The sequence below is a fragment of the Streptomyces sp. AA4 genome (assembly GCF_000158875.1).
GTDB lineage: Bacteria > Actinomycetota > Actinomycetes > Mycobacteriales > Pseudonocardiaceae > Amycolatopsis.
This window is the reverse complement of record NZ_GG657746.1, coordinates 6534489-6540536: the sequence shown is the minus strand read 5'-3', so window position 1 is coordinate 6540536 and position 6048 is coordinate 6534489. Positions and strand designations below refer to the sequence as shown.

Below are 6048 nucleotides of genomic sequence, written 5' to 3'. Positions count from 1 at the left end.
GTGGCATTGGGTGCATGTGACGCACCGAAAGCCACATTGGGTGCATGGGACGCAACCAATGTGGCATTGGGGCGGTGCCGGGTGTGGGTCGTGAGGGGAACCCTGAGGGACTCAGAGTCCCTCAGGGTTCCCCTCACGGACGGCTGGTCAGGGGAGCAGCGCGGCGATTCCGTCCAGAACCCGTTCCAGGGCGAAATCCTCGGGGGCGGCGGCTGGGTATTCGCGGGCTTCCGTCAAGGCCGCCAGGTGCGGGTAACCGCCCTCGGCTAGGCGGGGTTGCAGGAAGGCCCGGACGTCAGCGGCGTGCTCGGTCGACTCCGGCGAGTCTGGATCGGCGATCGTGCGGCGGCGATCTGCGGTGGCGCGGACTACTGCGGAGACCAGTTCGGCGCACGACAGTGCGTCTACTGTGGACAGTCCGGCTTCCGTAAAGACCGCCAGGAGTTGTTCGGTCCACCGGAGGCGGTGTGGGGTGAGGCCTTCGCGGACGTCGAGCAGCCATGGGCGAGCGGCGTAGCGTTTTGTCGCTGCGTCGGCCCAGGTGCGGACTGCGGCGCGCCAGTCCAGGCCGACTGGGGGTGGCGGGGGTGGGCCGAAGCCGGCTTCGGCCAGGAGGATCAGCAGTTCGTCTTTCGAGGTTACGTAGCGGTACAGCGCGTTGGTCGTGAGCCCGAGTGCGGACGCGATGTTCGGCAGCGACGCGGCTGCCAGGCCTTCGGTGTCGGCCAACTCGACCGCTGCCGCTACCACTGCTTCGACGGTGTGCGACGGCTTCGGTCCTCGGCGGGGGCGCGGCGTGCCCAGCCAGGCTGGGGCCAGGCCCGGCGGCAGGGCTCGGGGATCGGGCTCGATCGGCATCTTTCGCTCCGGTACGTCTTTCAGTAAACTGTGCAAGTCTTACACTGATCTGGTCTGGGGGCGAGCCAACGTGAGCGAGACCAACCGGTTCGGATTCGGGAAGGTCACCGAGCTGGACCGGAAGCTGGCGGCGACCGAGGTCGAGCACGCGCGCTCCGAGGGGGCCTGCGACGGGCAGGAAGCTGCCCGCAGGCTGGCTCGGATCCGGCTCGCCGGGTCGCACGCCGCGCTGCGGGCCGCGGTCGAGGGGCGTGCCTCCGGGTCGCCGCCTCCGCTGCTGGAGGCCGCGCCGGGGCTCGCGTTCCGGCTTTGGGTGCTGGTCGCGGCGGTGAACGCGCTGATCTGGTTCGGCATCGGCGTCATCGGCGGGCAGTGGGATCCGCTGTGGCTGCTGTGGGTGCTGCTCGGCGGCGGAGTGCTGGTCGCGGGCGTGTGGAGCGTCCGGGACTTCGACCGGCGGGCTCGCGCTTCGGCGGGCGGGGCTTCCTGACCAACCCCTGTGCACGGGCCCGGGGTTCCCCGATCGGCGGACGTCCGCTAAACTGTTCAAGCCTTACACAATTAATTCCGACTCCGTCGAAGCCGTATTGGGGGGCCTCATGTCGGAGAGCACCGAGAAGACCCGCTCCGGGAGCGGACTCGCTCGCCGCGTCGTCACGATCGCCTGGGCCGCCATCACCGGCGTCCAGTTCGTGATCTGGCTGCTGATGAGTCTCATCAGCATGTCGTTCAAATCGCCGTTTTGGCTGTGGACGCTGGGCGGAGGCGCCATCGTGCTCGCGGTGTGGTGGTCGCTCGACCGCCGCGGTTCCGGGAACGGATCGGAGTGAACGACGTGTCCACCACCACTTCCGTGGCAACGCCCGTCCAGCTGGACGCGGTGCACAAAACCTACGGCCGCGGCGAGAGCGCGGTCGAAGCGCTCGCCGGCGTGTCCGTTGCCTTCCCGGCGGGCACCTTCACCGCGGTGATGGGCCCGTCCGGTTCCGGCAAGAGCACGCTGCTGCACTGCGCGGCCGGGCTGGACACGCCGACCTCGGGCAAGGTCACCCTCGTCGGGACCGACCTCAAGGGCAAGAACGAAACGCAGCTCACCGAGCTGCGCCGCGAGCACGTCGCGTTCATTTTCCAGTCGTTCAACCTGATGCCCGCGCTGAACGTGGAGCAGAACGTCACGCTGCCCACGCTGCTGGCCGGCCGCGCGCCGGACAAGGCGTGGGTGGACCAGGTGATCGCGCGCGTCGGGCTGTCCCAGCGAGTGAAGCACCGGCCCGGCGAGCTGTCCGGCGGGCAGCAGCAGCGCGTCGCGATCGCCCGCGCGCTCGCCGCCCGCCCGGCCGTGGTGTTCGCCGACGAGCCCACCGGCGCGCTCGACACCACCACCGCGCTCGAGGTGCTCGGCCTGATGCGCGAGCTGGTCAGCGCGGGCCAGACCATCGTGATGGTCACCCACGACCCGGTCGCGGCGTCCCACGCGGACAACGTGCTCTTCCTGGTCGACGGCCGGATCGTCACGCAGATGGCCAACCCGAGCGTCGACGCGGTGGCGAGCACCCTGGCACACCTCGGCGAGCAAGCGAGGAGGCAGCGGTGAACTCGCGGCGAGTGGTGCTCGCGCTCGCGCTGTCGAGTCTCCGGTACCGCGCGGCGGCTTCGCTCGCGTCGTTCGTCGCCATCCTCATCGGCTGCGGTCTGCTGATCGCGTGCGCCGGACTGTTCGAGACGGCGATCGTGCTGAAGGCCGCGCCGCAGCGGCTGGCCGCGGCTCCGCTCGTCGTCGGCGGTTCCGCCGGGTTCAAGCTGCCGGACGAGGAATCCCAGGTCGTCCCGTACGCCGAGCGGGCGGTACTGCCGGAGGACCAGGTCGCGAAGATCTCGGGAGTGCAGGGCGTCGGGCAGGCGGTGCCGGACGTGTCGTTCGCGACGGTCCTGCTGCACGACGGCGCGCCCGCCGAGTCGGGTGCGGCTGTCCTTTCCGGACACGGCTGGGATTCGGCTTCGCTGGGCGGATACAAGCTGACCGAGGGCGCGGCTCCGAACGCGTCGGGCCAGGTCGTGCTCGACGCGGCCACCGCGTCCGCGGCCGGCCTGCACGCGGGTTCGGCCGTCGACCTGGCGGTGAACGGGCAGCGGCAGTCGTTCCAGGTTTCCGGTGTCGCGGAGCCTTCGCAGACCGTGAAGTCGCCCGCGTTCTTCTTCTCCGTTACGGACGCCCAGCGGTTCAACCCGCATCCCGGCACGGTCGGGCTGGTCGGCGTTTTCCCCGCCGACGGCGTCGACGCGACCGAGCTGGCGGGCAAGATCTCGGAGCAAGTCCCGTCGGCCACCGTGCTCACCGGCGACGACCGCGGGTCGGCCGAATTCCTCGGCGTGAGCGGGAGCCAGCTGCCGCTGATCCTGCTCGCCGCGGTGTTCGGCGGCATGGTGCTGGTCGTGATGGCGCTGGTGGTGTCCGCGACGATCAGCCTCACCGTCCGGCAGCGGCAGCAGGAACTCGCGCTGCTGCGGGCGACCGGGGCGACGCCGAAACAGGTGCACCGCATGGTCGTCATGGAGACGATGGCGGTCGGCGCGCTCGCCGCGGTGTGCGGGGCGTTCCTGGGCAGCCTGCTCGGCAACTGGATCTTCAGCACGAGCGGCTCGCTCGGCATCGTGCCGGACGAACTCGCCTTCACCCAGGACATCATCGCGTTCGCGGCCGGGATCATCGCGACGCTCGCGATCACCTTCGGGGCCGCGTGGTTCGCCGCGCTGGCCGCCGCTCGTGCCCGGCCCATCCAGGCGCTGGCCGAAGCGGCGATCCCGGGCGTCAAGGTGAACGCGTTGCGCCGCACGGGCGCGCTGATCTGCGGCGCGGCGACGGTGCTGCTCGCCGCGACCACGATCTTCATGCCCGCCGACACCGCGGCGGCGATCGGCGGCCCGGCGGTGCTCACCGGCGCGATCGGCGTCGCGCTGCTCGGTCCGGAGATCATCGCGTGGGTGGTGGACCGGTTCGGTCCGTTCGTGCGCCGGGTCGCCGGCCGCGACGCCACGCTCGCGGTCATCAACACGCGAGCGCGGGCCGTCGCGTTCGCCGCGGTGCTCACTCCGATCACGCTCGCCAGCGCGGTCGCGCTCGGCAACGTGTATTCCGAGACCACCGCGCAGAAAGCGCAGATCGCCGCGTACGCCGGGCAGCTGCAGGCGGACGCGGTGGTGACCTCGATCGCGGGCGGGTTCTCGCCGGACCAGCTCGCGCAGATCCGCAGCACGCCGGGAGTTTCGACGTCGTCGCCGCTCGTCACCAGCTCCGGCTGGGTCGAGGAGCCCTACGACGGCAACGGAAGCGACCCGTTGCGGCTGCTGGGCGTCGCCGCGCAGGACCAGGGCGGCACGGTGCTCGCCACCGAGGTCACCGAAGGTTCGCTGACGGCGTTGCGCGGGAACTCCGTGGCGCTGCCCGCGTCGGTGGCCGACAAGCTCGAGGTCAAGGTCGGGTCGAAGATCAAGATGCGGCTCGGCGACGGGGCGCAGGTCCCGGTGACCGTGGTCGCGTTGCTGGACAGCCCGTCCAGTTACGCGAGCATGATCCTGCCCGCCGAGCTGCTGGCCGCGCACACCACGAGCGGCCTGGCATCGCAGGTGCTCGTACGCAGTGGGGACGCCAGCGGGGTCGTGTCGGCGCTGTCCGACCGGACGAAGGACTGGCCCGGGGTCACGGTCGGCGACGACAGTGCACTCGCCGCGAGTTTCCAGGCGAGTGCCGACGTCGAGGCGCTGATCAACTACCTGCTGGCCGTGCTCGCCATCGCGTACGCCGCGATCGCCGCGGTGAACACGCTTTCGGTGGCCGTGCTGGCCCGCCGGCGGGAGTTCGGCGCGCAGCGGCTCGCCGGTGCGGATCGCGGCCAGGTGCGGCGGATGCTGTTCGTGGAAGGCGGGATCGTGGCGGTGACCGGGCTGGTGCTCGGCATCGTGATCTCGCTCTTCACCGTGGTGCCGATGGCGCTGACCACCGGCGAGATCATCCCGTCCGGGCCGATCTGGGTGTTCCTCGCCGTGGTGCTCGCGATTTTCCTGATCGTGTGGCCGGCGACCGCGCTCTCGGCCCGGCTGGCGATGCGCCGCAGCGCCATCGAAGCGGTGAAAATGCCCGGCCAGTAACGGTTTCTAGGGGTACGCCGGGCCGGTCCGGGGTGGATAGTCTCGTCACGACTGTCCGCACCGGGCCGGCCCGGTTTTCGTCGTATCTGGAGTGATCCCCATGCGTGTACTCCTGGCCGCGCCGTCCTCCCCGGCCCGTCTGCACACCCTGGTGCCACTGGCCTGGGCGCTGCGGACCGCCGGGCACGACGTGAAAATCGCCGGACGGCCCGCGCTCGTCGAAGACATCCTCCGCACCGGCTGCGTCGCGGTCGAGCTGGAGGACGGCGACGCGGAGCTGACCGAATCCGCCGCGCTGGCCGAGTTCGCGCGGCTGTGGCGGCCCGCGGTGGTGGTGTCGAACGCGGACGCCGGAATCGCTGCGGCCCGCGAGGTGGACGCGAAAGCGGTGCGCGTGCTGGGACCGGCCGACGAGCCGGACGCCGCTGCGGACCACACGCTCGACGTTGTGCCGCCTTCCTTACGGGACACTCCCGGACAACCGCTTCGGCACGTGCCGTACTTCGGTCCCGTCGAGGTGCCGACTTGGTTGCGTCGCAAGGCACGTCGTCCGCGCGTTCTCTTGTCGCTGAATGATCCGTCCTGGTATGAGCCGGTCTTCACTGCACTGTCCGATGTGGACTATGAAATTATCTGTGCGGCGGAACTGCCTGCCGGGCTGGCCTTGCCGCCGAAGGTAAAACTCGTCGACGCCGCACCTCCGGCTGCCGTGTTGCCGACGTGCGCGGCGGTGGTGCACGACGGTGACGAGACTTTAGCGCTCGCCGCGGTGGCGTACGGACTGCCGCAGCTGTCGTTGACCGAGTCCGCCTTCGGCACTCGCGTCACCGCCGCGGGTGCCGGGATTTCCGGTGCGGCGGAAGGGATTTCCCGGCTGACGGACGAATCGCTGCGCGCCGGTGCGGACGCGTTGCGGGCAGAGGTGGCCGCATCGCCGGCCCCGCGCGAAGTCGCCGCCGCGCTGGCCAGCTGAATGTGGGGCCGCTAGGGGTGGGGGCACGCCAACGCCGTCGGTAGCGTTCCCGACGTGGCACCTTCCACCCT

At 70.7% G+C, this 6048-nt stretch carries 6 protein-coding genes; 5 read left to right on the top strand and 1 reads right to left on the bottom strand.

What is annotated here, in order from left to right; translation table 11 throughout:
- Positions 1-147 precede the first annotated feature (147 nt).
- Positions 148-858, bottom strand: a complete 711-nt coding sequence (locus SSMG_RS29740; protein ID WP_009082186.1) for a TetR family transcriptional regulator — start codon at positions 856-858, stop codon at positions 148-150.
- A gap of 70 nt (positions 859-928) precedes the next feature.
- Here SSMG_RS29740 and SSMG_RS29735 point away from each other — a divergent pair, with 70 nt between their 5' ends.
- The 5 genes from SSMG_RS29735 to SSMG_RS29715 all read left to right on the top strand — a co-directional run bounded on the left by SSMG_RS29735 (position 929) and on the right by SSMG_RS29715 (position 5977).
- Positions 929-1348 carry a hypothetical protein gene (locus SSMG_RS29735; RefSeq protein ID WP_100266929.1) on the top strand — a complete coding sequence of 140 codons (420 nt, stop codon included), beginning with the start codon at positions 929-931 and terminating at the stop codon, positions 1346-1348.
- 109 nt (positions 1349-1457) lie between these two features.
- Positions 1458-1688 (top strand): hypothetical protein, encoded by a 231-nt coding sequence (locus SSMG_RS29730; RefSeq protein ID WP_037363841.1) that lies wholly within the window; start codon positions 1458-1460, stop codon positions 1686-1688.
- 23 nt (positions 1689-1711) lie between these two features.
- Positions 1712-2452 (top strand): ABC transporter ATP-binding protein, encoded by a 741-nt coding sequence (locus SSMG_RS29725; RefSeq protein ID WP_234392767.1) that lies wholly within the window; start codon positions 1712-1714, stop codon positions 2450-2452.
- Complete coding sequence (locus SSMG_RS29720; protein WP_009082184.1) at positions 2449-5004, top strand: ABC transporter permease; 2556 nt, start codon at positions 2449-2451, stop codon at positions 5002-5004. Before SSMG_RS29725 ends, SSMG_RS29720 begins: the two co-directional genes overlap by 4 nt.
- A gap of 100 nt (positions 5005-5104) precedes the next feature.
- Positions 5105-5977, top strand: a complete 873-nt coding sequence (locus tag SSMG_RS29715; RefSeq protein WP_037715256.1) for a nucleotide disphospho-sugar-binding domain-containing protein — start codon at positions 5105-5107, stop codon at positions 5975-5977.
- Positions 5978-6048 lie beyond the last annotated feature (71 nt).

Bases quoted from the DNA above. Each gene is read 5' to 3' on its own strand.
- SSMG_RS29740 (WP_009082186.1), bottom strand. From the start codon at position 858: ATGCCGATCGAGCCCGATCCCCGAGCCCTGCCGCCGGGCCTGGCCCCA.
- SSMG_RS29730 (WP_037363841.1), top strand. From the start codon at position 1,458: ATGTCGGAGAGCACCGAGAAGACCCGCTCCGGGAGCGGACTCGCTCGC.
- SSMG_RS29715 (WP_037715256.1), top strand. From the start codon at position 5,105: ATGCGTGTACTCCTGGCCGCGCCGTCCTCCCCGGCCCGTCTGCACACC.